Annotated in this window: 24 protein-coding genes; 14 read left to right on the top strand and 10 right to left on the bottom strand. The window is 43.0% G+C overall.

Going from position 1 to position 25,336, the window contains the following annotated elements; all coding sequences use genetic code 11:
• Nucleotides 1-495: 495 nt before the first annotated feature.
• On the top strand, nt 496-603 hold the full coding sequence (locus V7K85_RS14835) for a fasciclin domain-containing protein (RefSeq protein WP_334814425.1): 108 nt from the start codon (nt 496-498) through the stop codon (nt 601-603).
• Nucleotides 604-2,164: 1,561 nt separating this feature from the next.
• Nucleotides 2,165-3,334 carry an RNA polymerase sigma factor RpoD gene (gene rpoD / locus V7K85_RS14830; protein ID WP_334814406.1) on the top strand — a complete coding sequence of 390 codons (1,170 nt, stop codon included), beginning with the start codon at nt 2,165-2,167 and terminating at the stop codon, nt 3,332-3,334.
• A 117-nt stretch (nt 3,335-3,451) separates the two neighbouring features.
• Here the strand turns inward: rpoD and V7K85_RS14825 are convergent, their stop codons facing one another.
• Both V7K85_RS14825 and gyrA read right to left on the bottom strand, forming a co-directional pair.
• Nucleotides 3,452-3,637 carry a chlorophyll a/b-binding protein gene (locus tag V7K85_RS14825; protein ID WP_334814405.1) on the bottom strand — a complete coding sequence of 62 codons (186 nt, stop codon included), beginning with the start codon at nt 3,635-3,637 and terminating at the stop codon, nt 3,452-3,454.
• A 1,082-nt stretch (nt 3,638-4,719) separates the two neighbouring features.
• The gene (gene gyrA, locus V7K85_RS14820; RefSeq protein ID WP_334814404.1) at nt 4,720-7,278 is read right to left on the bottom strand and encodes a DNA gyrase subunit A; all 2,559 of its coding nucleotides are present in this window, start codon (nt 7,276-7,278) and stop codon (nt 4,720-4,722) included.
• A 284-nt stretch (nt 7,279-7,562) separates the two neighbouring features.
• On the opposite strand from gyrA, the gene V7K85_RS14815 reads away from it, so the two are divergent.
• Entirely contained in the window at nt 7,563-7,967 is a 405-nt protein-coding gene (locus V7K85_RS14815; RefSeq protein WP_100898542.1) for a response regulator, read from the top strand.
• A gap of 255 nt (nt 7,968-8,222) precedes the next feature.
• On the opposite strand, the gene V7K85_RS14810 is transcribed toward V7K85_RS14815, so the two are convergent.
• Nucleotides 8,223-9,110, bottom strand: coding sequence for a tetratricopeptide repeat protein (locus V7K85_RS14810; protein WP_334814403.1), 888 nt, complete (start codon nt 9,108-9,110; stop codon nt 8,223-8,225).
• Nucleotides 9,111-9,255: 145 nt separating this feature from the next.
• On the opposite strand from V7K85_RS14810, the gene V7K85_RS14805 reads away from it, so the two are divergent.
• The 7 genes from V7K85_RS14805 (at nt 9,256) to V7K85_RS14775 (ending at nt 16,869) form a co-directional block, all read left to right on the top strand.
• Nucleotides 9,256-9,888 (top strand): TetR/AcrR family transcriptional regulator, encoded by a 633-nt coding sequence (locus V7K85_RS14805; RefSeq protein ID WP_334814402.1) that lies wholly within the window; start codon nt 9,256-9,258, stop codon nt 9,886-9,888.
• Nucleotides 9,889-10,199: 311 nt separating this feature from the next.
• Nucleotides 10,200-10,796, top strand: a complete 597-nt coding sequence (locus V7K85_RS14800; protein ID WP_334814401.1) for a hypothetical protein — start codon at nt 10,200-10,202, stop codon at nt 10,794-10,796.
• A 102-nt stretch (nt 10,797-10,898) separates the two neighbouring features.
• Nucleotides 10,899-12,479 carry an efflux RND transporter periplasmic adaptor subunit gene (locus V7K85_RS14795; protein ID WP_334814400.1) on the top strand — a complete coding sequence of 527 codons (1,581 nt, stop codon included), beginning with the start codon at nt 10,899-10,901 and terminating at the stop codon, nt 12,477-12,479.
• Between the two features lie 22 nt (nt 12,480-12,501).
• Nucleotides 12,502-13,782 carry an ABC transporter permease gene (locus V7K85_RS14790; RefSeq protein ID WP_442940587.1) on the top strand — a complete coding sequence of 427 codons (1,281 nt, stop codon included), beginning with the start codon at nt 12,502-12,504 and terminating at the stop codon, nt 13,780-13,782.
• Nucleotides 13,783-13,831: 49 nt separating this feature from the next.
• On the top strand, nt 13,832-14,503 hold the full coding sequence (locus tag V7K85_RS14785) for a VOC family protein (RefSeq protein WP_334814399.1): 672 nt from the start codon (nt 13,832-13,834) through the stop codon (nt 14,501-14,503).
• A gap of 174 nt (nt 14,504-14,677) precedes the next feature.
• Nucleotides 14,678-15,349: an ABC transporter ATP-binding protein gene (locus V7K85_RS14780; protein WP_334814398.1), complete on the top strand. Its 672-nt coding sequence runs from the start codon at nt 14,678-14,680 to the stop codon at nt 15,347-15,349.
• A 107-nt stretch (nt 15,350-15,456) separates the two neighbouring features.
• Nucleotides 15,457-16,869: a TolC family protein gene (locus V7K85_RS14775; protein ID WP_334814397.1), complete on the top strand. Its 1,413-nt coding sequence runs from the start codon at nt 15,457-15,459 to the stop codon at nt 16,867-16,869.
• A 99-nt stretch (nt 16,870-16,968) separates the two neighbouring features.
• Here the strand turns inward: V7K85_RS14775 and V7K85_RS14770 are convergent, their stop codons facing one another.
• On the bottom strand, nt 16,969-19,230 hold the full coding sequence (locus V7K85_RS14770) for a cation:proton antiporter domain-containing protein (protein WP_334814396.1): 2,262 nt from the start codon (nt 19,228-19,230) through the stop codon (nt 16,969-16,971).
• Nucleotides 19,231-19,441: 211 nt separating this feature from the next.
• Nucleotides 19,442-20,260, bottom strand: coding sequence for a class I SAM-dependent methyltransferase (locus V7K85_RS14765; RefSeq protein ID WP_334814395.1), 819 nt, complete (start codon nt 20,258-20,260; stop codon nt 19,442-19,444).
• A 6-nt stretch (nt 20,261-20,266) separates the two neighbouring features.
• Between V7K85_RS14765 and V7K85_RS14760 the strand changes: the two genes are divergently transcribed.
• Both V7K85_RS14760 and V7K85_RS14755 read left to right on the top strand, forming a co-directional pair.
• Complete coding sequence (locus V7K85_RS14760; protein WP_334814394.1) at nt 20,267-21,028, top strand: class I SAM-dependent methyltransferase; 762 nt, start codon at nt 20,267-20,269, stop codon at nt 21,026-21,028.
• A 76-nt stretch (nt 21,029-21,104) separates the two neighbouring features.
• The gene (locus tag V7K85_RS14755; protein WP_334814393.1) at nt 21,105-21,794 is read left to right on the top strand and encodes a Uma2 family endonuclease; all 690 of its coding nucleotides are present in this window, start codon (nt 21,105-21,107) and stop codon (nt 21,792-21,794) included.
• Nucleotides 21,795-21,818: 24 nt separating this feature from the next.
• On the opposite strand, the gene V7K85_RS14750 is transcribed toward V7K85_RS14755, so the two are convergent.
• The gene (locus V7K85_RS14750; RefSeq protein ID WP_334814392.1) at nt 21,819-22,094 is read right to left on the bottom strand and encodes a hypothetical protein; all 276 of its coding nucleotides are present in this window, start codon (nt 22,092-22,094) and stop codon (nt 21,819-21,821) included.
• 43 nt (nt 22,095-22,137) lie between these two features.
• On the bottom strand, nt 22,138-22,605 hold the full coding sequence (locus V7K85_RS14745) for a VOC family protein (RefSeq protein WP_334814391.1): 468 nt from the start codon (nt 22,603-22,605) through the stop codon (nt 22,138-22,140).
• Between the two features lie 77 nt (nt 22,606-22,682).
• Here V7K85_RS14745 and V7K85_RS14740 point away from each other — a divergent pair, with 77 nt between their 5' ends.
• The gene (locus V7K85_RS14740) at nt 22,683-23,156 is read left to right on the top strand and encodes a DUF4385 domain-containing protein (protein ID WP_334814390.1); all 474 of its coding nucleotides are present in this window, start codon (nt 22,683-22,685) and stop codon (nt 23,154-23,156) included.
• A gap of 599 nt (nt 23,157-23,755) precedes the next feature.
• Nucleotides 23,756-23,956 carry a DUF433 domain-containing protein gene (locus tag V7K85_RS14735; RefSeq protein ID WP_334814389.1) on the top strand — a complete coding sequence of 67 codons (201 nt, stop codon included), beginning with the start codon at nt 23,756-23,758 and terminating at the stop codon, nt 23,954-23,956.
• A gap of 61 nt (nt 23,957-24,017) precedes the next feature.
• Here the strand turns inward: V7K85_RS14735 and V7K85_RS14730 are convergent, their stop codons facing one another.
• The 3 genes from V7K85_RS14730 to V7K85_RS14720 form a co-directional block, all read right to left on the bottom strand.
• Nucleotides 24,018-24,287 carry a DUF5615 family PIN-like protein gene (locus V7K85_RS14730; RefSeq protein ID WP_334814388.1) on the bottom strand — a complete coding sequence of 90 codons (270 nt, stop codon included), beginning with the start codon at nt 24,285-24,287 and terminating at the stop codon, nt 24,018-24,020.
• Entirely contained in the window at nt 24,271-24,492 is a 222-nt protein-coding gene (locus V7K85_RS14725) for a DUF433 domain-containing protein (RefSeq protein ID WP_334814387.1), read from the bottom strand. The genes V7K85_RS14730 and V7K85_RS14725 overlap by 17 nt, the downstream gene beginning before the upstream one ends.
• A 145-nt stretch (nt 24,493-24,637) precedes the next feature.
• The coding region (locus V7K85_RS14720) for a tetratricopeptide repeat protein (RefSeq protein WP_334814386.1) at nt 24,638-25,336 on the bottom strand (699 nt) is incomplete at its 5' end.

The raw sequence follows: 25,336 nt of genomic DNA, 5'->3' as shown, positions 1-25,336 counted from the left end.
TCCCTGACACTACTCTGAAAATTTGTGAAGTTGGTAATGGGTAATGGGTGAAAACCTATTACCCATTGCTTTTTTTATAATTTATAGCTGTTTTCAATACGGAAAATCCAGACTAAAATCTACGTTTTTTGGCTAATCACAAACTATAAAATTAGTCAAACTTTTGTAGAAATATTTTTCACTTGAGAAAGTATGCCGTTAGATGAATGACTATAGCAATCCTAAATCAGTTGTAAAAACTATCGAACCGCCTTCTCTACAAGACACTACGTGTAGCTTGCTTTCCCATAGGGGTACGCGCAGCGTCTCGTTGGCGCAGCCCAAGGTAGAGAAGAGAAGAAAAGAAACAGAGAATTTCATAAATCCTTTAGGACTGCTATATATCTATAAATTCATTAACTATTGTCATACCTCCCAGCAATTGACATCTGGACAAGTTAAAACAGTTGAGGGTACTCCCCGTTAAAATCACGGTTTGATCGTGCCAACAACTCAATCACACTCAACAATGCAAAAGTTACTCAGTCAGACATCCCAGCTAGCAATGGCATCGTTCATATAGTTGACCAGATACTTCTGCCACCTAATTTACCCCAAGTCTAAACACCACCCCAACACCACAGTAGTTCAGCAAAGCTCATAGTTTCTAGTTTTCGCTAAGGGTAGGTTTGAAAGCCACCCTGACTTTGAACTAGACGCTAACAATCAATTCAAAAAATTTAGGTTACTTTAACACATAAGTGCTAAATAAGTGCTACGTAAATACAAAAATTCTAAATTTTTCAGTTAGTGATAAACCATATAATTTGCTTATTGTCAATATTTTACGAAAATTCAATGTTCTACTGTTAGCAAAACTACCAACTTGATTAGGAATTTAGTCAAGACAATACTCGTTGGACTGACTAGCTGATTAATTTTGCCCACCAGCTAGAAACACATTTGTTATGCTTTAAGAAAATAACTAAATATCATCTATCAAACAGCAGCTAATAAGTCTATTGAGGATTTATCATCATAAGATAACAAAAACTTACCGAAATAAAAGTATTGAAGTTTACAATTTGCTTACGCAAATAAACTTTGTAACTAAATCATTAGCCAATCTTCTGGGTTCTCTTTGTTCGAGGTAATGGCTACTGGAAGCACACACCATCTGGCAGCAAACTTGTTAATATCTTCATGTACTCTTGTGGCGATCGCGATTGTATCGTATGTATCTAATGAACTTTTGGCTTAAATAGGACTATATTGGCGAGTTCGCAGGGCAAATTGTTTTTGAGTTGATTAAAATATCCTTGTATACAATAAGAAAAGTTTGTCAAGTTTCATAGGGCTGAAATCGCCGCAGTGCGCTAACGTGTGAATAAGACCAAATTAGTTAAACCTAAATTGATCTGCTATCAGGTCGATTCTGCCACAGCCTCAACTCCTCAGTTAAGGATAATTAGTAGGCAGAAGGTTAACTGCTTTCAGGCAAGCACTATCACCCTTGTTGTATTTACCCAAGGTCAAGACCTGCTTTAGTCTAAGGAATGCGTAATTTATGAAGGAAATGTAAAAATGGCTAGATTAAGACGAATCGTCTGAGTTAACATAAAATGCACTCTTTCTAAGTAATTAAGGTTGTGTAAAATACATGTAATTCCGCACAAGCAAGTTTACTTACTTTGTAATGTAATAAGAGCGTCACTGCAATTGCGAAAAGTGGAGAAAAATTTAAGGGTGTAACTCTCGTTTTTAATGTCTTTTTGGTAATAGTGGCTAACAATTACTGTGGGAATTCATGATTAATACACAAAAAAAGTGCAATTTCTGTGAAACAGGCTACAATCGGAAGAGTCTTTATAGAAAAATCTGCCAACAGTCTGAATTTGTTTGTATAGAGTGGCAAGTTTTTTGATAAAGGTGAGTCTTTTTTTTGACCAGTTAGTTGAAAGCAGTGTGTGATAGCAACACATATAACATTTACTAAAGTAAGCAAGTCACCTTTAGTAATTGCTTAAACTAAAGTAGAAACCCTCCGACCGGAGGTGTAAAACGTGCGAAAATATCTCTGGCAAACCTGCCAAAAAGCTTATTTTCGGTTGACAACTAGCTCGTTTAAAAGAGCAGTAAACACATCTTGAGTAATTGATTCTGCAAGGAGCATGAGGAACGCGGCATGAACCAGGCTAACAACGTACTCGAAAGCATATATCAGCCTGACCTAGAAATAATGAATCAGCCTGAGCTCGAGTTAGAAGAACTCTTAATAGACGAAGAAGAGGACTTGCTGATCATCGATGAAGGTGACGAGGAATTTTTAGAGCCTCAGTCTGATGAGGACGACGCAAAGTCTGGAAAAGCCGCTAAATCGCGTCGTCGGACACAAAGCAAGAAAAAGCACTACACTGAAGATTCAATTCGGCTTTACTTGCAAGAAATTGGTAGAATTCGGCTGTTGCGGGCAGACGAAGAAATTGAATTGGCGCGGAAAATAGCCGATTTGCTGGAATTAGAAAGGGTGCGGGAAAGACTCTGTGAGCAGTTGGATCGCGATCCTCGAGATAGTGAATGGGCAGAAGCAGTGCAACTACCCTTACCAGCCTTTCGTTATCGCCTCCATGTTGGTCGCAGGGCGAAAGACAAGATGGTGCAATCTAACCTCCGTCTTGTGGTTTCAATTGCCAAAAAGTACATGAATCGTGGTTTGTCGTTCCAAGACTTAATTCAGGAAGGCAGTCTCGGTTTGATTCGTGCCGCTGAAAAGTTTGACCACGAAAAAGGCTATAAGTTCTCTACATACGCTACATGGTGGATTCGTCAAGCAATTACCCGCGCGATCGCAGACCAATCCCGCACGATTCGCCTTCCAGTTCACCTTTACGAAACTATCTCTCGGATTAAGAAAACTACCAAGCTCCTGTCTCAAGAAATGGGTCGCAAACCCACTGAAGAAGAAATCGCTACTCGCATGGAAATGACCATTGAGAAGTTGCGGTTTATTGCTAAATCTGCCCAGTTACCCATTTCACTAGAAACGCCCATTGGGAAAGAAGAAGATTCTCGGTTGGGTGATTTTATTGAATCCGATGGTGAGACGCCAGAAGACCAAGTTTCTAAAAATCTTCTGCGCGAAGACCTTGAAAAAGTCCTCGACAGTCTCAGTCCTCGTGAACGGGATGTTCTCAGACTGCGTTACGGCTTGGATGATGGTCGGATGAAGACCCTTGAGGAAATCGGACAGATTTTCAACGTCACCCGCGAACGAATTCGTCAGATTGAGGCGAAAGCACTCCGCAAGTTACGCCATCCAAATCGCAACAGCGTTCTCAAGGAATATATTCGGTAGTCAAGAGTCATTTGTCATTAGTCATTAGGCTTAGGCAAATGACAAACAAATAAAAAACCTGGTAGTGAATTAGCACTCCAGGTTTTTTTATTTATAGGTCATCTTTGATATTAAAACTTAGAGGATGCCCCAAAAATGTAAGAAGCCTTGACCAGAAAAAAGCTCAACGAAAACAGCTGCTAAAAAGCCGATCATTGCCAAGCGACCGTTCCAAATTTCTGCTTGTGGGGTAAAGCCCCAACGCCAAGCGTTGCGATCTTCAATTACTGGAGTAGTAACTTTTGTCGTGGTTGCATTTGTCATGATTGGGACTCCGAATTTAATTCTTAAGGTTTATTGGCTTATGTAAATTAATATAACAAATATTTTGATAAATGCAACGTTTTTTATAGTTTTGTTTTTATAGCTTGACATAAATATAAATAGCTATTTATACATATTAGAATATCAGCCTTCAGTTAGATTTACTGAGGTTGAAGAAATGTTATTCAGACTTTTAGGGTCATCAACAATCTTATATTATTGAGATTTATTGTCAAACGATTCATGTGTATTGCCTGATTTCCATAGATTTTATTATTTGTAATTAAAAGAAATTGATAATTTAAGTCAGTACGAGACAATTTCCATTTTGAAGTCGAGACAAAACTAAGCTTCTCGTAGATACGTTTACCATCCTCAGTGACGTGAAGCCAGAGGCGTTTTGCCTCAGTTGCTCTCACAAAGCTGATAATTTACCTTAACAATGCCGTAGCAATTCCCTGTCCTCGCCACGGAGGAATTGTAGAAACGTTCATAACGTAGGCTTCTAAGCCTGAGAGATTGCCTTTGTAGGGGGGTCGTTGAAAAAATACCAAGCCGCTAGTACGTCACAGCGTAAATAGAGTAACCATTTAAAAACTCTAAAAATCCCATTCCATAATACTTTTGACTTTTGACCCTTACCTCGGCTTCGCTCGGCACAAGTCGACTGCGTTCAGGGTCAAGGCTGAGCAAAGCCGAAGCCTTGACTTTTGGCTTTTGACTTCCGCCTTGCGGTATTAGTGCTAACAATTTGACTATCCACTTCAGTTACCCAAGCTAAAAACTCACCCAGTGGCATTTATTTCGCCAAGATATTTTCGAGTTGCTTCTGCTAGGTTTGCGGTGTCAGAGTCACTTTTAATAGACCTCTTGCATAAATGCTTAAATTGTCATATCCAGTGGAGCAAAATAGCTGTGAGATTCTTCTCTCCACTGCGTTCTGCTCAGAATGACATTCATGATTTTTGGACTTTTGCAAGAGGTCTAATGTTGCCAGTCTCCCGCAGGAGTTGGAGACGCAGTTGGATCAGCGCCTCCAACTCCTGCAAGTTCGTTTGTCGCAAGTTGAACATCACCCTGATTTACGATCGCACTTCGGCGACGGTGATGATTTTTTCATCGCGGTTGAGTTGGAGGATGCTTTCACCTTTGACATCTCTGCCTAAGATAGGTATTGTTTCCACAGGTATCCGCACTACCCGCTCTTTATTCGTCACTAAAGCTACCTCGCCAGATGCGTTGGCGTAGCCCGCCGTTCGCGTAGCGTCTCGTAGAGAAGGCATCGCCATGACCATACCAGCTAAGTTATCAGTTTTGCTGGTAAATTTCAGGGCTTGCGTGCCTAAATCGCCGCGATTAGCCGCTCTTAGCTGACTGGCAGCCATCCGCTTGGCATATCCTTCTTGAGTAACTAGCAGCAGTTGGTCATCTTTACCGACAGTGACACAGCCAACCATTTGCTGATTTTTCAATAACCGAAATGCTTGTAAACCCATCGCTGTGCGGCCCATAATCGGTAATTGTTCATCATTGACTGCAAAGCGCAACAGTCGCCCACCGGAACTAGCTAAAATCAGATGCCCCCCTGGAGTGGTGAACTGGGTAAATGACAATTCATCATCGTCTTTGAGCTTCAAAATCGTGATTCCGCGCCGAGTCAAGTTAGTAAATTCTTCCAGAGACAGACGCTTAATTCGTCCCTGTTTTGTAAGGAGAATCATCTGCCTAGTTTCAAGATTTTCCGGCAGCAAAAAACGGCTGACTACCGCTTCTTGAGCACCTTGAGCAGTACTACTGAGCATAGTAATCAAAGGTTTTCCCCGTGGAGAACGTCCAGTGGTTGGGGGAATTTCTCCCACGTTCACAGGATAGACTTTGCCGCCAGCGGTTAGTACTAGCAAGTCTTTCTCTGTGTCGGTCAACACAGTTTGGATAATGAAGTCATTATCATGCAGACCATTTTCACCTTTTGACTTTCTCCCAGATGGCTGGGTACGGCGGACATAACCCCGTTGGGTAAATTCTAAAATTGCTTCCTCTGCCGGCTGTTCTAATTTTGGATTTTGGATTTTGGATTTTGGATTGTCTTGATCATCTTCTGCTCCTCTGCTTTTCTGCTCCTCTGCTCCTTTGCTCCTCTGCTCCTCTGTTATTTTTGTCCGCCGGGGATCGCTGTACTTGCGCTTGAGCGATCGCAAATCTTTTTTTAGCGCCTTGAGTAATTCCCGGCGATCATTGAGCAATTGCTCTAACAATCTAATTTGTTCACTTAGCTGCTCAAATTCCTGCTGCAAATTTTGCTGTTCTAAACTGGTGAGGCGGCGCAATGGCATAGCCAAAATTGCATCTCCTTGTACCTCACTCAAATCCAGTTGGCTACAAAGATTAATTTTTGCCGTACTACCATCGGGAGCTTGGCGCAAAATTCCAATTACCTCATCCAAATTAGACAGTGCTTTCAGCAAACCTTCTACCAACTGCACACGACTTTGGGCCTTCTCCAACTCGTAATTGTAGCGACGGTTTAGCGTCTGTTCTCGAAAACTTAAAAACTCCTGCAACAGTTGACGCAAACTTAATTGGCGGGGTTGTCCATTCACTATTGCTAGAAGAATTGCCCCAAAAGTCATTTGTAAAGCAGTTTGGTGATATAAATGCTGGAGAACTTCTTGGGGATTGGTATCGCGTTTGAGTTCAATTACAACCCGCATCCCTTCGCGATCGCTTTCATCCCGAAGATCAGAAATTCCTAGCAGGCGCCCTTGATTTACTAAGTCCGCTACCTTCTCAATCCAGGCAGCTTTATTAACTTGATAAGGCAATTCTGTAATGATAATTGCCGTGCGTCGCTTGCTTCCCCGACTGGCTGGAATTTCCTCTAGAGTTGCGACTCCCCGCAGCAGAATTCCACCCTTACCTGTGGTGTATGCTTCCCGAATTCCCGTCTCACCAACTATTTCTCCACCAGTGGGAAAGTCTGGCCCCGGAATTAGCTCAAATAACTTTTCATCTGACAAATCTGGGTTGTCGATTAAGGCAATTAACCCATCGACAATTTCCTCCAAGTTGTGGGGTGGAACATTCGTCGCCATTCCCACGGCAATACCAGAACAGCCATTGAGCAACAGAAACGGCAATTGAGCAGGTAGCACCGTTGGTTCTTGCTGGGAATTATCGAAGTTCCCGACAAATTCCACAGTTTCTTCACCAATTTCTGTCAGCATTCCCTCATGGCTGATCGGTGCTAGGCGCGTTTCCGTGTAGCGCATTGCCGCTGGAGGGTCATTATCGACGCTGCCAAAGTTACCGTGTCCTGCTAGTAAAGGATAGCGGCTAGAAAAGTCCTGCACTAGCCTCACTAAGGCATCGTAAACTGATTGGTCGCCGTGGGGATGGTATTTACCCAACACATCACCCACTACACGGGCACATTTTCGATAGGGTCTATCTGGTACTAAACCGAGTTCGTGCATTGCATACAGAATGCGACGATGCACTGGTTTTAAGCCGTCACGCACGTCTGGTAGCGCTCGCCCGACAATCACGCTCATGGCATATTCTAGATAAGACCGTTGCATCTCGGTGTGCAGGGCTGTTGTAATTACCTGTCCGGTTGAGAGCAGGTTTAACTGTTTTGCCATGAGTTTTTTCCCTGAAATTTAACTACACAAAAGCCGATGGAACTCAACACTGCGGCAACCACAGCATAACGGATGAAATAGGATTGATCACAAAATTTTGATAGTCATAGAAGAAAAAGCAGTAGTATCATCCTTGATGACGAAGATGTACATTGACTATTAAAAAGGATGCAGACGACTATAATCTACATAAACTTAGTAGCCATGATACTTACCATGATTGCATTTCTTAATTTTGAATTCTGGAATTCTTGAATCCCCTCACCTCTATAACTAAAATTCTCATGAAAACTGTTTTAATTGTCGAAGACGATCTAATTAATGCTCGTGTTTTTTCCAAAATTTTGTCCAAGCGTGGCGGCTTGGGTGTAAAACACACTGAAAATGTCGAAGAAGTCATAAAAATTGCCCAATCAGGAGAAGCCGACCTGATTTTGATGGATGTTTCTCTGTCCAGAAGTGTTTATCAAGGTAAGTCTGTTGATGGAATCAAAATTACACAAATGTTAAAATCTGATCCAAAAACAGCAAACTTACCTGTTATTCTGGTCACGGCACATGCTATGGAAGGCGATCGCGAGAACTTTCTCAAGCAAAGCGGCGCTGATGGCTACATTTCTAAGCCAGTTGTTGACCATCAACAGTTTGTTGACCAAATCATCGCACTTCTACCCAAAGACGACCACTGAGAATTAACGACTTATTTCAGGAATACTCACCCGCCAAGCTTTTTGGGCGACTAATTCCTGGATTAAGTTAGTATATATGTACTATAAAAAGGTACTGTTAGGCAAGTGGTGATTAGAGAGTTAGGAGTTAAGAGTTATGAGTGAGGAGTTGAAATATTTAACTCCCAACTCCCAACTTTTAACTTCTAACTTTTAACTCGTAACTCCTAACCGGAGGCGGAGCGTCTCCGGCTTTGCTCCTAACTCCTAACTTTACTATTGGGTAGGCTGTTGTTTAGGGGCTGATGATGAGTTTTCTCGTTGCAGTAGAGCTGCTTGAATACGGGGTAATTCTAGGAATTTTTTCGTATCAGATAGTAGGCGATCGCCCCAAAGATTTTCTTTGAGAAAATTCAAATTAGCATAGCGTGAATCGATGCGGAGTGCGGCTTCTCCCAAAGTTAGTCCTTGTTGGTGATCGCCTTTGGTATACAGTGCCACTGCCAAGGCCAATAAAGGTTCTGCGGCTTGCTTCTCAAGGGTTATAGCAGATTGCCATCGCTTAATCGCTTCGGGGATATTACCCTGTTCGTAGTTGATTAAGCCAATATTGTTGAGCGCCGGCCAGAATTTTTTATCTTGGGAGACGGCTTGATTGTACTGTGTGATCGCATCTGGCAATCGACCCAGCAGATAGTAAGCATTACCCAAATCAAACAAACCCTCTGGGTCATTGGGTTTTAACTTCAAGCCATCTTGGTAATTGACAACAGCTGCCTGGTAATTTTTCTGCTGAAAATTAGCTGAACCCAAAGCAAACAGAATATCACCATTTTTAGGGTTGATAGATTGCGCCTTTTTCAGGCTAGCGATCGCCCCATCAAACTCTTTAGTTTGCAGTTGCAATCCACCTAACAGCAACCACACCTTATCATTCTTAGGAGCCAGTTGACTTGCCAGCCGCGCCCGTGGCAAAGCTAATTCAACCTGTTGAAATTGAGCTAATTGAGCCGCCTCTTGTGCCAAGCTCAACCCCTGCTTTTCTAACTTTGTTGCATCTAGTTGCAGTGTATGGGGTATTAATGCCTGCGCGTTAGCGGCTTTTGGCATACTCCACAAACTACAGACCATTAGAAGAGAAATCAAACGAACATGTTTAGGCACACTACCGCCTTTAAGCCACTAATCAAAGAATCTTTCAGCTAGCTTAAACGATCTCCGCTGTTGACGGTAGCACAATCTTACGTGATTAATTCTTGACATCCCCATAACAAAAGCCATATATAAATAAGTAAGTTATTACTTATTTATGGCTCGTACACCCAGAATCACCAACCAGCAAATCTTAGAAGCAGCTCGTCAAGTTTTCCTACAACAAGGATTTGGTGCTTCAACATTAGAAATTGCTCAACAGGCTGGTATTTCTGAAGCTTCTATTTTCAAGCGATTCTCAACGAAAGAAGAATTATTTTTTGCGGCAATGGGAATTCCAGAAAAACCCCCTTGGGTGAACGAGTTGGAATCTCTTTGTGGCAAAGGCAATCTCAAAGAAAATCTAATCAATATTTGCCTCCAGATTATGGAATTTTATCGCGAGGTGCTGCCTCAAATAATGATGCTGCGATCGCGAGGCAATGCAATGCCAGAACTTGGAGGTAAAGAACCAAGACCGATGCTAGATGTGAAAGTACTGACTGCTTTCTTAGAGCGTGAGATCAACCAAGATCGCCTTCGCTCTTGCGATGCCAAGACAGTGGCTCATATCTTAGTAGGATCGGTGATGAACTATGTTTTCTTAGAGCAGATGTCGTCCCAAGTCAGTATGCCAACTGCCGAATTAGCAATAGGAACTTACTTAAATTCTGAAGATCGTACCACTGAAGTGCCAGTATTTGTGCTGAGCATTGTGGATATTGTCTGGCAAGGAATTGCACCAAGCTAGGATTAAGTAAACCGACGCCGGGACGCTCTTACACCGAGACGCAAAGAGATTTGTAGAAATAATTTAGTCGCGTCTCCCTTTCCCCAGTACCTATTATAAAAACTGATGACTTTCGTCATACATCAGTCTGGAATTACTAGTGACTTTGGTCATACATCGGTTGGGAATTTTTGATCCATAATTATTATGTATGAATTTATACGCTAGGTTAAAGATTAGACATCTTGATGCCAAAACAAAAGCAACTGTCTAAATTGCTGAATCTGAACCTAAGCAGAATAGAACTTTAATGTAAATAAGGAGTCAATTCCATGTTGAAAGCAAACCGTGTATCGATAGTCTTAGCTGCTGCTGCCTTGATCATTCTTCCCGCTCTCTTGACTGCGCCTGCAAATGCCCAGACGGGTGAACGCGATCGAGATTGGGATCGCGATGGCAGATCCAATGCCGGAGAAGTTAGCACTCCCACAAATAGGGGCAATTGGAACCGCGACAGCAGACCCAATTCTAGAGAAGTTACAACTCCGGTAGACAGGCGCAATTGGAACCGCGATGGTAGATCCAATCCTGGAGAAGTCAGAAACCTCCAAGACAGGGGCAATTGGAACCGTGATGGCAGATATAATCCTAGAGAAGTCAGAAACCTTGGAGACAGGGGCAATTGGAACCGCGACAACGAACCCTATAGCAGAGTAGTCAGACTTGGTAATGGTGACATCAGATATCCCAATGGGCAAATTATTCCTTCTAGGAACATAGCCAGATTGCATAATCAAGGTTACTTCAGACTTCCCAACGGGGATATTCTTCTTCCTAATCAGGAAATTGTTCCTGCTGGGAGATTAGTGAGAGTGCATGATGATTACTTCAGACTTCCTGGTGGATTGGTACTGCAAATAAACCTTTAAAACACCAAGAACTCAAAATAATTGTCAGTATTAGGGCTACCAGGCTATAGTTTTAGGCGTGAATAACTAGCTCGGTAGCCGTTCTTTATAGACAAAGTGGACATGAAAATTGATACACCAAATACCGTAGATTCATCAGTTTTAGTTCCAGAGGTAAAGAAAAAAAAGGGCAGACGTAATTGGCTTTCTTGGCTAATTGCTCTTTGCCTTTTGGGTGGAATTGGCTATGGAGTTTATTACCAAGTAACAGTTGTTTCCCGGCAAGAAGCCAGACGCCGGGTGCTGACAAAGCCTGTAGAAAGGCAGAGTTTAACAATCACAGTTTCAGCGAACGGAACGGTGAAGCCTGAGCGGTCAATCAACCTCAGCCCGAAAAATTCCGGCATCTTGAAAACACTGCTGGTGAAGGAAGGAGATCTCGTCAAGCAAGGACAGATTGTAGCTTACATGGATGATTCCAACCTGCGGGGGCAACTCACCTCTGCTCAAGGACAATTGGCACAAGCCGAGGCGAATTTGCAAAAGGCGATCGCAGGCAATCGCCCTCAAGATATTGCTCAAGCACAAGGAGTATTAGACGAAGCTGAGGCAAATCTGCAAAAGGTACAAGCAGGCAATCGCTCTCAAGATGTTGCCCAAGCACAGGCACGCTTGCAAAGCGCTCAAGCCACCCTTCGCCAAGCAGAAGATGATTTTGTTCGTAATCAGCAACTTTACAATGCAGGCGGTATTTCCCTTCAGACTCTTAACCAAAACCGTGCAACTCGCGACAGCGCCCAAGCTAGTGTAAATGAAGTACAGCAAGCACTAGGGTTGCAAAAAGCTGGGTCGCGTCCAGAAGATATTGAGCAAGCCCGAGCTGTGGTGAAGCAGAGACAGCAAGCTTTGGCGCTTCTGAAAGCAGGAACGCGCCAAGAAGATATTGACGCAGCCCGCGCCCAGGTAACATCTGCTCGCGGCTCGCTGCAAAACATCCAAGCCGAAATCAATGACACGGTAATTCGCGCACCTTTCGATGGTGTGGTGACAAAGAAGTTTGCTGATCCAGGCGCTTTCGTGACACCTACAACAGCCAGTAGTGAAGTAGCTTCTTCTTCTTCTTCTTCAATCTTGTCTCTAGCTTCAACAAATGAAGTTGTCGCAAGTTTAGCGGAAACAAATATTTCCAAAATCCGCCTTGGTCAAAAAGTCTCGATTAAAGCAGATGCCTACCCAGGAAAAACCTTTGAAGGTAAAGTCAGCCAAATTGCTGCCCAAGCAATAGTAGAGCAAAACGTCACCAGTTTTGAAGTGAGAGTATCACTTTTAGACCCTCAAAGGCTACTGCGGTCTGGGATGAATGTGGAAGTAGATTTTCAAGTCGGTCAAGTTGAAAATGTTTTAGTAGTGCCAACAGCCTCAGTGGTGCGCCAAGAAAATGCCACAGGTGTGTTTGTGGCAGGAAAGAATAATAGACCTGTGTTCACTCCCATCGAGACTGGTGTCACTGCGAATAACTTTACCGAAGTTAAGTCTGGATTGACAGGAAACGAAAGGGTATTACTCAGTTTCCCACCAGGGTCACGTCCGCAATCAACACCAAGAGGAGGAGTTTTTCCTGGTCTAGGAGGAGGAGGCGGAGGTCGTTCAGGCGGTGGTGGTCAAGGCGGTGGTGGTCGTTCTCAAGGTGGTGGTTCCCCTTAAAGTTAGTTTTAAATACAACCTTATGTTTAAGATATTTAAGGGCTTTTACAAAGCGAAGAATACCCGCACAGTACCGTTGCTGGAAATCTTGACAATGGCGGCAGAGACTTTGTGGAGTAACAAATTACGCACAGGTCTAACTATGTTGGGTGTGATTATTGGGATTTCCTCAGTCATTGCCATTACTTCTGTCGGTCAGGGAGTGCAAAAGGGGGTTGAGCAACAGATACAAGCATTGGGTACAGATGTCATCCAAATTTTAGCGGGTGCCGCAAGAAGCGGGAATGTCCGTCAAGGAGTAGGTTCTAGCAGCACCTTGACTTGGGAAGATGCAAAGGCGATCGCTACACAAGCACCATCAGCACAGATGGTTTCTGCTTATCTCCAACGCAGCGCCCAAGTTGTATATGCAGGACAGAACACCTCAACAACCATTTATGGCACAGATTTAAACTACCCAGAAGTCAGAAATACCCACCCCCAGCAAGGGAGATATTTTACCCAAGAAGAACTAGATATTGCCGTACAGCTTGCCATTCTAGGCCCCACAGTCCAAACCACGCTCTTTGGAAAGGGTGTAAATCCGATCGGTGAGCGAATTCGGATTCAGGGAGAGGCTTATGAAGTAATTGGGGTGATGGAGCCTAAAGGCGCTCAAGGCCCGATGGATCGAGATGACCAGATTTTCATCCCTCTAACTACTATGTCGAAAAGACTGGTTGGTAACAATGCCCTGGTAGGCGTTTCTGTAAATGGAATTTTAGTCAAAGGCGCGAATCAGGAGCAGTTAGAAGCCGCTCAGTTTCAAGTTACCAATCTCTTACGGCTGCGTCACAACATTTATCCGCCGCAAGCTGATGATTTTCGGCTGACTAATCAAGCTGATATTGTTAGTACCTTCACTAGTATTGTGGGTTTATTTACAGTAATGGTGGTAGCGATCGCCGGAATTTCGTTAGTGGTTGGTGGAATTGGCATTGCCAATATTATGCTAGTTTCCGTGGTTGAGCGGACGCGAGAAATCGGGATTCGCAAAGCTGTAGGAGCTACCAATTCGGCAATACTTAATCAATTTTTAGCCGAAGCGATCGTGATTTCCATTGTCGGCGGAGGTATTGGCATTGCGACCGGCGTTTTATTAGCTTTTGTAGCTGCAAACATTTTCAAATTTCCGTTTGTAATTTCTTTATTGTCGATCATTGCTGGCTTTGTACTCTCGTTAACGGTTGGCTTACTCGCTGGGGTAATTCCAGCACAGAACGCATCAAAATTAGATCCAATCACCGCTTTACGTAGTGACTAAATAATTCAAACTGGAAAAATTAAAAGCTTCTCTTAAAACAGGTGAATATATGCAACTTGAACTAGACCATATCTTTGTCTGTGTTGAAACAGAAGCACCACTAGCAGATTTGCTAACTGCTTTTGGACTTACAGAAGGTAGCCGGAGAATTCATCAAGGTCAAGGTACTGCAAACGTTTGCTTCTTCTTTGATAATGCTTATCTTGAGTTACTTTGGCTTTTTGACACTAACGAAATCCAGTCTCCTCTTGTTCGCCCTACAGGTTTGTGGTCACGCTGTCGTTGGCAAGAAACACAGGCTTGCCCTTTTGGCATTTCATTCCGGCGAACAGCATCAGATTTAGGAGAAATGCCATTTCCTACTTGGGATTACCATGCAGCATATCGGTCACCAAGAGCTTCTATTGCGATCGCAACCAATAGTGACAATTTATCAGAACCATTAATTTTCATTTCACCCGCAACTCAAAAACCTCCAAATTACCCGTTAGAACGGCGACCTCCTTTAGTTCATAAAGTTGGATTCAAAGAAATTACAGCATTACAAGTCACCTTACCCGATGTTCAAAACTTTTCTGCTGAAGTTATAACGCTAATTAATCTGGGATTAGTGCAATTTTCACAAGGCAATCTTTACCAACTAGAAATAGAATTTGATAACGCCAAGGAAGGTAATTCACAAGATTTTGGCTCACAACTACCAATCTTAATTAGATGGTGAGTAGTGGCTGGGATTGCAGTAACTATATTCTCTTTACTACAAATTTTACATATTAACATTACAGCTTATTTGCAAATAATCTGGAAACGGAATTTTAATTATTTGCAGGTTATACAGTCAATGTAGTTTTTTGAAAATTACCAACAACTAACAATTTATTAAGCCTAAATCAATATGACAACAATGATTTGGATGGAATCTATTACCAAAACCTACTACTTAGGAGAAGTTAGTGTTCCAATCCTCAAGGGAATTCAACTCTCCATAGAGGAAGGGGAATACGTCTCCATTATCGGTGCGTCAGGTTCAGGTAAATCCACGCTGATGAATATTTTAGGATGTCTGGATCGTCCCACAACTGGAGACTATATTTTTGAAGGCAGAAACTTGACGACTTTTGATGATGATGAATTAGCCTATATCCGCAACCAAAGAATAGGTTTTGTTTTCCAACAATTTAACTTATTGGCGCGGGCGACAGCGCTGGAAAACGTCATGTTACCAATGGTTTACGCTAACTTACCTAAGCCAAAACGCCGTGAAAGGGCATTAGAAGCCTTAGAAAAGGTAGGATTAGGGGGACGCATAGCTAACCGTCCCAGTCAACTCTCTGGCGGACAACAACAACGGGTAGCTATTGCTCGTGCTTTGGTCAACCGACCTGCATTAGTTTTAGCAGATGAGCCAACAGGAGCTTTAGATACTGAAACTTCCCATGAGGTGATGAGTTTGCTGACAGAACTTAATAACCAAGGAATCACAATTGTGATTGTTACTCATGAACCTGATATTGCTGCTCAAACTCAAAGGATTATTCGAGTTCAGGATGGTTTGATTGTAGGCTAATTTGTTAATATCAACTATTTGAGGGGGAATTTAAAATTTAAACGATTGTCAGGTCAATCAGGTGATTGTATCCTCAAAGAAACCTAATTAATCACTACATCTAGATTATGAAGTTCAGCTTATTCTTCGTGCATTTTACCTGGATTACCGTAGCGTTCGCCATTCTTTTTCCAAATGCAGCAAGTGCAGCAACTCCCCCAAAACCGCAGAATTCCTCAAGCTCTGTACAGGTTCCCGATTACCTTAACCCTAATCCCAATCCTCTCCAATTTCCTACCAAACCGGAGGAAGTAAGGATTCAGCAAACTGTGCCAATCAGTTTGGCACAGGCTTTGGAACTAGCAAAACGCAACAATCGCGACTTACAGGTAGCCCTATTACAGTTAGAACGCACTCGAGCGGGGCTACGCGAGTCTCAAGCTGCCTTATTTCCTACTCTTAGTTTTAACAGTAGTGTGACTAATAATGGGAATGGTTTTGCTAGCAGTTCATCTCAAAGCAGCACCACTTTCAATGGTTCAGCACAACTGAATTATAACCTTTATTCCTCCGGTAATCGAGAGGCAACTATCCGAGCATCTGAGGAACAACTACGTGTGGATGAATTGAATGTTGAAAGTCAGTCTCTTACAATTACGTTGAATGCCACCACTCAATACTACGATTTGCAACAAGCTGATGAATCAGTAAGAATTAATCGGTCTGCTGTGGCAAATGCCCAAGCTAGTTTGCGGGATACTCAAGCCAGAGAACAGGCTGGAGTGGGTACGCGGTTTGATGTGCTGCAAGCTCAGGTGAATTTAGCAAATGCCCAACAAGACTTGACTAATGCGATCTCACAGCAGCAAATTGCCCGTCGTCAGCTTGCCACCCTGTTAAGTCTGTCGCAGTCAGTTAATATCAGTGCAGCAGATCCCGTACAACTAGCGGGTCTTTGGCAGCCAACACTGGAACAAACAATTGTCCGAGCGTTTCAAAATCGTCCAGAATTGCCACAGTATTTGGCACAACGAAATATTTCCGAGCAACAGCGACGACAGGCGCTTTCACAGCTAGGACCGCAAATTAGTTTGGTAGGCAACTACAATCTGCTAGATCGGTATAATGATGGCGTCAGCATTACTGATGGTTATTCAGCGGGACTCCAAGGAAATCTAAGTTTGTTTGATGCGGGAGTAGCAAAAGCGCGTGCGGATCAGTCGAGAGCTAATATTGGGATCGCAGAGTCTCAATTTGCTAGCCAGCGCGACCAAATTCGCTTTGATGTAGAACAGTACTATTCTCAATTGCAATCCAATTTAGATAATGTGCAAACTTCTAGTGTGGCTTTAAATCAAGCTAGGGAAGCTGTGAATTTAGCAAGGCTGAGGTTCCAAGCTGGTGTGGGTACTCAAACCGAGGTGATTGATGCTGAAAATGACCTGACAAGAGCAGAAGGTAATCGAGTCACATCTATTCTGGATTACAATCGCGCTCTAGCTAATTTGCAAAGGGCAGTCACTTCCAGGGCTTCGCGCTAAGGTCAAATCATTAAAGAAAAGTTTGCTTAGATCCTGAGATTGGTAATCTATGTGGATATAGCTATATTCAAGCAAACTAAATGCATCTAATTAGAAGGACTATGGCGTAGTAATTACCGCTACTGGGCAATGGGCTTTACTCAGAATTGCATCCACTCTATGACCGAAGAAAACGCGACCTGTAACCATTCGGATACTACTCCCGAGAATAATTAGGTCAACTTCCTTGGTTTGGGCAAACTTGAGGATTTCTCTTTCTGGGCTGGTTCCTTGAAGAATATAGGTTTTGACATCAGCACCCAGATTGCGGCCAATTGCTGCTTGCTGTTCGAGCAGCTCATGGGCAATTTCCTTCACTGGAGCTAGCGATCGCTGCTCGTAAAGAATATACTCAACCTGCGGCAAATTAATTACGTTAACGATCATAACTAATGCCCCTGTTTGAGCAGCGATCGTACTTGCCATCTCTACAGCATTTTTGCTATATTCTGTCCCTACTGTTGGCACCAGAATCTTTGTCAGCTGTTGTTGAGCGATTTTGCATATCTCGCCTTTGGGTTGAGGTAGGTGCGACTTTACCACCATCGTTGCACAAGGTGCTTCTTGTACTACCCGGTCTACAAGCAAATTAAATAGTGCTTTCTGGGGGCGTATCTGTTCAGAAGCTCCCAGTACGATCAAGTTATAGCTTTTGTTCGCTTCATTCAAAATTACCTCCGCTTTACTACGCCCAGACTCCGTTTTTGTTTGCAAAATGGTATCAGCAGGTAGCTGCATTTCCTCAGTCACAGAGGCAAGAGCTTGCTCGGCAGCGGTATCTTTAACCTGGGTTGCCGCCCGGCGGGCTTTGCTTTGAGGTTGCTTATCACTCAGGGCATATAGAGATGTAACTTCTATGGAGTTTTGGTGAGCCATGTGGCCGACTAGTTGCGCCGCGAGTTGGATATTAGGGCCACCGCTAGTAGGTATTAAGACACGCTGGATTTGCTTGATAAAGCTGCGGCTATCCTGTTCTTCTTGTTCCAAACGTCGAGCTTCCTCTTCACTCATAACCACCTTCGACAAAGTCCAGCGCAAAAGGGGTGGAGCCATTAGGGAAGTGACGATCGCCACCATGACAATAATCGAGTACATCTGGGGATTCAGCACTCCCAAAGATAAACCAATTGTGGCAACGACAATTTCCATCGCCCCGCGAGCATTCATCCCGGAACCCATTGCCAAACTTTCCCAATGACTCAAGCCGCCGACGCGAGAACCAATGTAAGCACCTGTAAATTTACCAACACAGGCAACAACCAGAACAATCAAGCCAAATATCAACGTCTGGGGCACTAACAGGGTTAGCAAGTTAACTTTCAAGCCAGCTGAAGCAAAGAAAATTGGCGCTAGAAAGGCTGCTGTGAAGACTTCTAGCATATGTCCTGCTTCATTGCTAAAGCGGCGGGATTGACCTGCCAGAATCCCCAGCACGAAAGCACCTAATGCTGCTTCTAGACCTAATGCGTGGGTAAGTGCTGCTGCCGAGAGCGAAAGAATCAGTACAACCGATATACTAGCGGAGATTCCGCCAACGTAGTCATCAACCCAGCGCAAAATCTGGTCTACGATGGTACGCCCAATGGTGAAGGCGATCGCTAGAAACAATATTGCTGCACTTACGGAATGGAAAATTGTCCCAAAGTCAAATTTGCCGCTACTAGCTAGACCTGAAACCACAGAAAGTAAAATCCAGCCGATGGTGTCGTCAGTCATACCAGCGGCTAGGGTGACTTGACCAATGTCACGGCGAATCAGGTTTAAGTCCATCAGTACCTTAGCAATAACTGGTACTGCCGAAATACTCATTGCTGTGGCGATGAACAGACTGAATACTAATCGCTTTTCGGGATCGGCTAAAAAACTAGCTGGCAATAACCAGCCCAGTCCAAATCCGGTGATAAACGGGACAATAATTCCGCCCAGTGAAATCAGCAGAGCCGTTTTACCCTTACGAAGAATCAGCTTTAGATCCGTCTCCAACCCAGTCACAATCAGCAAAAATAACACGCCTAACCAAGAAATCACCGAAAGTAAATTAGACTGTTCTTGACTTTTGGGAAAGATGTGCGCCTGTAAGTCTGGAAGGAGCAAACCAAATAGAGAAGGGCCCAGCAGCACACCCGCCAGTAATTCCCCAACAACAGGCGGGAGGTTAATCCGGCGCATCAACTCACCTAATCCCCGCGCTACCAGAAGCAACAGTGAGAGTTGTACCAGCACCAACAGCAGCTCATGATGACCGAGAGGTTTAATTAAACCGTCACCTGCTACTTTCTGTGCAGCGAGTACAGGCACTAACATTAGGGACAGGTTTTGCATATAAGCGTCCAAAGGTTGGATTACAAATTTTTCAAGGGGCTGCTTCAAGTAAATCTGAAAATGTTTACTTCTACATCGGTCTAGGGATTAAACTGTCAGACAATTTTGGATTTTAGATTTTGGATTTTGGATTGAACCCACGGATAAATCTGCTTACTCTATACCATCAAGGAATCATTGGTCAGGTCAGGAACAAAGCTTTCTCATCAACTTATTTTTGAGCGCGAACAAAGAACTTTGTAGTGTCTTCCCAAACACCTTGATCAGTTGCTAGTTTTTCAATTTCTACTTTGTACTCAACTTGCAACTGATTTAATTGTTCTTGTGATAATTTTGACAACAAAGGATTACCTTTAAAATTTATATTAATTAGTGTCCCAGATAATCTGCTATCCCTAAGAGGGCGATAACGTCCTGATGGCTCAATCTTAATTTCGATATCTCTAAAACCTGCCTGATTGAGCAAATTTCGACATTTTTCTAGAGTCCCCAGTGGTTCAAGAATATATGGTAAGGATACGCCCAAAACTTTAGCGCAGATCCTCTGCTGAAGAGATGCCGTAAAAGCAGTTTCGGGAGGACAGGTAAATACTACATACCCTCCGGTTTTCAAGTAGCCGTACCACTTTTGCAAAGTAGCAAGGATATCAGGAAAAAGTACAATTGCCTCACAGCAAAAGACAACATCAAAACTACTATCACTAAAGTTAAAATATTCTGCATCTGCCTCAATCAACTCGATGTTTTGTAATTTTGCTGCTGCAATCTTAAGTCTTGCTTGCTGCAACATCCCAGGGGTCATGTCAATCCCAATCACATAGCCCTCTGAACCAACTTTTTCAGCTGCGGGAATTGCAACTAAACCTGTTCCAGTCGCCACATCAAGGATTTTCTGTCCCGAATTTAGCGGCACAAATTCAAGTAGAAGCTTGGCTTCTAGAGGATGGCGAGTACCTTGCTCATGGTCATAAGTCGTTCTACTACCATAAAATTCTCTTAGTTGCTGCTTATAGCTATCCAGATCAGTCATAAACAAATGTCAAATTTTCTCCACTTTATAGTAACTCTTGTTGTGATGTTGAGTTGCTCGTTGCTGAACCCAACCCTGACAGCACAAGCTGCTTCTTCATCCACCACAGTTTACGAACAGCATATTATCCATAATCCAGATGGTATCGGCAAATATTACATGGGGCGAGAAATTGCCAAAGTTATGGGATACACAGGCGCTGGCTGGCTAGAACGTCCAAGGCGAGAGGGAGAGGAACAGCCAAGTAAGGTAGTCAATCTCCTCAATCTGAAACCTAATGATCTGGTGGCGGATATTGGTGCTGGTACAGGTTACTTAAGCTTTCGGATCGCGCCGCTATTAACAGCAGGTAAAGTGTTGGCTGTAGATGTTCAGCCCCAAATGTTGGAAATCATTGAGTTGTTCAAAAAAGAAAAAAATATCACCAATGTTGAACCTGTTTTGGCAACCCTTACTGACCCAAACCTACCACCTGAAAGTGTCGATTTAGCGCTGATGGTAGATACTTACCATGAATTGGAGTACCCCCAAGAAGTGATGCAAGGAATTGTGAAAGGACTGAAACCAGGTGGAAGGGTGGTTTTAGTTGAGTACCGGGGCGAAAATCCCTTTATTCTGATTAAAGGTCTGCACAAGATGACTCAAAAGCAAGTGCGTAAAGAAATGCAAGCTGTTGGTTTGGTTTGGCGGGAAACCAAAAACTTGTTACCTCAACAGCATTTAATGGTATTTGAGAAACCTGATTCTAGCGATTTATTGACAAGATGAGGCTTGGGCAGTGGATCACAAGAAAAATATGCACCAAGCCATAATAAAGTAATACTCTTTGCCAGAGCAGAAAATCATGGTCAACCTATCACTCAAGCAGCGAATTCCTCCTTTAGAAAATGGCGATCGCCTCACTCGCTACGAATTTGAACGACGCTATCAAGCAATGCCCCGTCATCAAAAGGCAGAATTAATTGAAGGAGTTGTATACTTGGCATCCCCATTACGTTTTGAAAGTCATGCTGAACCACATGGTCATACAATCACTTGGTTGGGAGTTTATGAAGCATCAACTCCTGGTGTAAGATTGGGAATTGAGCCAACAGTCCGCTTAGATCGAGACAATGAACCGCAACCAGATGGAGTGCTATTAATCACACCAACAGCTAAAGGACAATCTCGTTTCAGCGATGATGATTATATAGAAGGTGCGCCAGAACTCGTAATAGAGATAGCAGCTAGCAGTGTTGCTATTGATTTACATGACAAGAAAAAAGTCTATGGTCGTAATGGGGTAAAAGAATATATTGTTTGGCAAATATTTGAAAACAAATTAGATTGGTTTCGCCTCCAACAAGGAGAATATATGTCCTTAGAAGTGGATGCAGATGGAATTATCAAAAGTCAAGTATTTCCTGGTTTGTGGTTGTCAATGTCAGATTTACTTGCTAGCAATATGCAGCAAGTATTGGCTGTATTGCAGTTGGGATTAAATTCGCCAGAACATCAAATATTTGTGCAGCAGTTGTCTGGGGAACGAAGATAGTCACAGCGATTTTTTGACATCAGTCTATTTTTTGGGAATGAGACTGGCGCTTTTGGTTGCACTATCCCAAACAATCCAGCTAAAAGAATTATCTAAATCATCGGCGCTATTTGAAACTTTGAAATACAGCTTTTCTGCGCCTTTAGTTTCAATGGCAAAGTCAGCATTTTGGGCATAAATGACTTTAAAACCTTTGTATCGCAAACAATACATCGCCCAAGCTTTCAATGATTGCTTGTATGGTTCGTGTGGAATTGGCGGTTCTGTGATTATCTCTTCGATTAGTTTAAATATTTGCATAAGTTTCCCGCTCATAGTAGATACTTTTACGATCGCCTCTAAGTTAACTAACTTCTGGATCGCAACGAATTTCAATCATAAAGCCATCTGGATCGTAAAAATACACTCCTCTACCAGTAGGACGAGTGACTGGGCCATGAGCGATCGCTATTTTATTTTCTCTGATCACTGCCACCGCTTGCTCAAATAACTGCGGATCTATGTCAAAGGCTAGATGGTACGCTCTGGTGAATGTCTTTTCTGGATTGGAATCTGGTGGTGATAACTCTGGTTCCCCAAATAAATCCACTATCGTCCCATCCGGGGTAATAAAGTTGGCTACTTTCCCAGATGCGACAAGTTCCACCAGGGTTGCGGGTACTTCGTCGCCTGTCAGTTCATGCAAACCCAGGATTGTGCCATAAAAGTAGCGGGAAGCTTGCATATCCTGGACATTGAGGGCAATGTGATGCACTTTACGCAGATTGCCCGGAGCAAGGGCACTATTCACAGATTGGGTGCTAGATAGCATAATAAAACAAAATTTCCCTACAGAGATAGAAGCTGGACTTTTTTATTAAAGTTTATTATGAATAATAAACACTTCGCATGGCTTTTGATTATTCTTTAGACTTTAAAAATCTCGATTTTCGCCAACATCCTGAACTCTATCGTGTTGGCAAGGGTGAGCAGGGTGTACTTTTGGTTGAACCATACAAATCAGAAATTCTTCCCTACTGGCGGTTTAAAACTCCTGATATTGCTAGAGAGTCGAGTGAAAAAATCTACGAGCTTTTTCTTGATTATTTAGAGAAAGATGATTTTGTCGGCGCGGATATGGCAAGGAAGTTTATCCAAATGGGCTATACTCGCTCCCGCCGTTATGCTAATCATAAGAGTGGCAGGAAATATAAACAAAATTCGGAAACTTCAGGTGACAAAAAAGAGATTCTTCCCTATGAAGTAGACTCAGTTAAAGCGGAATCAGCAGCAATATTTAAAGCCAAGTGGGTAGAAGCAAAGACAAACGAGAAATATCAAGAGCTTTTAGCCAAGCATAAACAGATGTACGAAGTAGATTAATAACCTTTGTAGGTGGGTTAGGAAGGTAAAGCACCTTCCAAGTTGTTTTTACTGCGTTATGTTGTCGCTAAGACACTCTACCAAACAACCGATCTGACAATTCAAGTCAAGTGAAAAAGCCCACGAAAAACCTAACCCCCTAACCCCCTCCCCGACGCGGGAAGGGGGGAAATTTCAAAGTCTCTCTCCTTGTAGGAGAGAGATTTAGAGAGAGGTTTTCCAGATACTTGGAAAAGTCAGAACAGCCGACGAGTCTTTGATACTCGTGAACGAGTTTTTAATACTCGCCGACGAGTCTTTGATACTCGTAAACTAGTCTTTTATACTCGTGAGCGAGTCTTTGATACTCGTGAATGAGTCTTTGATACTCGCCGACGAGTCTTTGATACTCGTGAACGAGTCTTTTATACTTGTGAATGAGTCTTTGATACTCGCCGACGAGTCTTTGATACTCGTGAACGAGTCTAGAGGACTAGATTGCAGAAACTTTTTACATTATTGCCAATTAATTTAAGATTAACGCGATCGCATTTCCCCTCAGCAATCCAACATAAATCATATTGTGCAACAATAACTGTAGTTTCGTCGGAGTACAAACTATGGACTGGCGAGAGTACATTCATTCAGACCCCAAAATTCTGCTGGGTAAGCCGACTGTGAAAGGAACTCGTTTATCTGTAGAGTTTTTGTTAGGTTTGTTTGCTGCGGGATGCACACAACAACAAGTGCTAGAAAACTATCCGACTCTTACCTCAGAAGCACTAAAGGCGGTATTTGCTTTTGCTTTTACAGCAGAGTGAATTTTTTACTTTACGGTGTAATAGTAACCACATCACCTGCTTGAATCGTTGCTAAAGCTTCTTAAACTTTAGACATCAGAGGTTTCAGAACTTCTAAACGATTGCTGAGAGATGCGAGAACAATTATAGCTAAGTTGATATTATTCAAATTTTGTTGGGCAGTTAAGTTTTGATCAATGGTGATGAATACATCAAACTCTGTCTTCGCTAGTCGTAGTAACTCACCATTCTTTTTACTTGCCCATCCTTGCTCTGGTACAGTCACAACCTCATGACCTATGATTTCTCGCTTTAATTTCTTAGGCAGGCATTCATCAAGCAGCACTTTCATAAGAAGATAATACAGTTTTCAGAGCTAACTTGAGAAACGCTGTTGCCTGTGCGCGGCTCACAGTGGGAAAATCTTCTAGAAAGTCGTCGAGACGATCGCCTGCTTCGAGATAATCAATCAATGTTTGTACTGGTACGCGAGTTCCATAGAAAACAGGTGTACCAGAAAGAATTTCTTGAGAACTCTGTATTAGTTGAGGTTCCATATCGCATCTGGCAGTGTGAGATTAATGGATTGCATAAGCTGGTTATGGTTACATTGTTAGCAATTAATTTAAGATTAGCGCGATCGCATCTCCTCTCTGGGCAAGCCAACAAAAATCATTAAGATTAACGGAATCGCATTTCCGTTTATTCACCGATTGAAACTTGACTGCGGTCAAACAACCACCCATCCCCGACAATCTTCTCTAGGCGTTGATTGAGTCGGGGGAGGAAATATTCTTGATCGTTGAGCCGTAGCTGGACATACCAAGCTTCAAATGCTTCCTGTGTCTCAATTCCTTGTGTACTCGCCGCCCCTGATATCATCTTGAAACTTACATTTTGGAGTTCCTCTAACTGGGGATGATTTTCACCTCGGTAATTGCAAAAGAACATTGCCGTTGCACCTAGCAAAGCTTCTAATTCATCCCCTTGAGGCACTGTATTATATAAAGCACGGATTAACTGAATGGTATCTGCTAAGGGCGCTTGAATTCTCAGCGTCAGCCAAATTGCTTGAGCTAGATAAACCAAACCGTTGCTTTCATCCGTTAAGCCTAAGTTACTCAGAACTGTTACCAAATCACTATAAGCACGTATTTGTGCAAGTGTGGCAGCAACTTCCTTGTAGAGTGCGATCGCTCTAGGTATGTCCCCTTGTTGGGCGAATACCAGTGCCATGTTGTTGAGAGTTGCGGCTTTACCTTTGACATCGCCAATCTGCTCAGATATTTCCAAGGATTGCTCGTAGAGTGCGATCGCTCTAGGGATGTCCCCTTGTTGGGCGAATACCAGTGCCATGTTGTTGAGGGTAGTGGCTTTACCTTTGACATCGCCAATCTGCTC

The organism is Nostoc sp. (genome assembly GCF_036917615.1).
Classification (GTDB): Bacteria; Cyanobacteriota; Cyanobacteriia; order Cyanobacteriales; family Nostocaceae; genus Nostoc.
Note: the sequence above shows the minus strand (reverse complement) of the source record. Positions and strands in the feature narration are given on the sequence as shown.

Excerpts from the sequence above, each read along its gene's own strand:
- rpoD (WP_334814406.1), top strand. The coding sequence starts at position 2,165 with ATGAACCAGGCTAACAACGTACTCGAAAGCATATATCAGCCTGACCTA.
- V7K85_RS14825 (WP_334814405.1), bottom strand. The coding sequence starts at position 3,637 with ATGACAAATGCAACCACGACAAAAGTTACTACTCCAGTAATTGAAGAT.
- gyrA (WP_334814404.1), bottom strand. The coding sequence starts at position 7,278 with ATGGCAAAACAGTTAAACCTGCTCTCAACCGGACAGGTAATTACAACA.
- V7K85_RS14815 (WP_100898542.1), top strand. The coding sequence starts at position 7,563 with ATGAAAACTGTTTTAATTGTCGAAGACGATCTAATTAATGCTCGTGTT.
- V7K85_RS14805 (WP_334814402.1), top strand. The coding sequence starts at position 9,256 with ATGGCTCGTACACCCAGAATCACCAACCAGCAAATCTTAGAAGCAGCT.
- V7K85_RS14800 (WP_334814401.1), top strand. The coding sequence starts at position 10,200 with ATGTTGAAAGCAAACCGTGTATCGATAGTCTTAGCTGCTGCTGCCTTG.
- V7K85_RS14795 (WP_334814400.1), top strand. The coding sequence starts at position 10,899 with ATGAAAATTGATACACCAAATACCGTAGATTCATCAGTTTTAGTTCCA.
- V7K85_RS14790 (WP_442940587.1), top strand. The coding sequence starts at position 12,502 with ATGTTTAAGATATTTAAGGGCTTTTACAAAGCGAAGAATACCCGCACA.
- V7K85_RS14785 (WP_334814399.1), top strand. The coding sequence starts at position 13,832 with ATGCAACTTGAACTAGACCATATCTTTGTCTGTGTTGAAACAGAAGCA.
- V7K85_RS14780 (WP_334814398.1), top strand. The coding sequence starts at position 14,678 with ATGACAACAATGATTTGGATGGAATCTATTACCAAAACCTACTACTTA.
- V7K85_RS14775 (WP_334814397.1), top strand. The coding sequence starts at position 15,457 with ATGAAGTTCAGCTTATTCTTCGTGCATTTTACCTGGATTACCGTAGCG.
- V7K85_RS14770 (WP_334814396.1), bottom strand. The coding sequence starts at position 19,230 with ATGCAAAACCTGTCCCTAATGTTAGTGCCTGTACTCGCTGCACAGAAA.
- V7K85_RS14765 (WP_334814395.1), bottom strand. The coding sequence starts at position 20,260 with ATGACTGATCTGGATAGCTATAAGCAGCAACTAAGAGAATTTTATGGT.
- V7K85_RS14760 (WP_334814394.1), top strand. The coding sequence starts at position 20,267 with ATGTCAAATTTTCTCCACTTTATAGTAACTCTTGTTGTGATGTTGAGT.
- V7K85_RS14755 (WP_334814393.1), top strand. The coding sequence starts at position 21,105 with ATGGTCAACCTATCACTCAAGCAGCGAATTCCTCCTTTAGAAAATGGC.
- V7K85_RS14750 (WP_334814392.1), bottom strand. The coding sequence starts at position 22,094 with ATGCAAATATTTAAACTAATCGAAGAGATAATCACAGAACCGCCAATT.
- V7K85_RS14745 (WP_334814391.1), bottom strand. The coding sequence starts at position 22,605 with ATGCTATCTAGCACCCAATCTGTGAATAGTGCCCTTGCTCCGGGCAAT.
- V7K85_RS14740 (WP_334814390.1), top strand. The coding sequence starts at position 22,683 with ATGGCTTTTGATTATTCTTTAGACTTTAAAAATCTCGATTTTCGCCAA.
- V7K85_RS14735 (WP_334814389.1), top strand. The coding sequence starts at position 23,756 with ATGGACTGGCGAGAGTACATTCATTCAGACCCCAAAATTCTGCTGGGT.
- V7K85_RS14730 (WP_334814388.1), bottom strand. The coding sequence starts at position 24,287 with ATGAAAGTGCTGCTTGATGAATGCCTGCCTAAGAAATTAAAGCGAGAA.
- V7K85_RS14725 (WP_334814387.1), bottom strand. The coding sequence starts at position 24,492 with ATGGAACCTCAACTAATACAGAGTTCTCAAGAAATTCTTTCTGGTACA.